This window comes from Desertibacillus haloalkaliphilus (assembly GCF_019039105.1).
In the GTDB taxonomy this organism is placed as follows: Bacteria; Bacillota; Bacilli; order Bacillales; family KJ1-10-99; genus Desertibacillus; species Desertibacillus haloalkaliphilus.
Genome location: NZ_JAHPIV010000328.1, coordinates 1 through 380, shown reverse-complemented (window position 1 = coordinate 380; position 380 = coordinate 1). Strand labels below are relative to the sequence as shown.

The 380-nt window shown below is 43.7% G+C and carries 1 protein-coding gene; it reads right to left on the bottom strand.

The genetic code is table 11. The features are described 5' to 3' along the window. Positions 1-113: 113 nt before the first annotated feature. A partial coding sequence (gene rpsF / locus KH400_RS22175; protein ID WP_217228326.1) for a 30S ribosomal protein S6 occupies positions 114-380 on the bottom strand: 267 nt, incomplete at its 5' end.

The following is a 380-nucleotide window of genomic DNA, read 5'->3' as shown; positions in this document are numbered from 1 at the left end:
CGTCAAGCGACCAACCAGAACAACACGATTAATCATATGGAAAGTCTCCTTTCAATCGGTCTTAATGACCTGCAACTAAGTTAATAAAAAATGTTAGACAATTAAGCTAACAATTACTCAGCTGATGCAAAGTCGCGCTTTACAACCATGTGACGCAAGATATCTTGTGAGATCTTTGCCAAACGATCAAATTCGTTGATGGCTGCGTCATCTTCTGCAGTAAAGTTAACGATGTGGTAAGTACCCTCACGGTAACCTGCAATTTCGTATGCAAAACGACGTGATGACCAGTCCTTAGACTCTGCCACCGTTGCACCGTTGTCCGCCAAGATCTTGTCGAAACGCTCAACCAATGCCTTCTTAGCATCAGCGTCCATGTC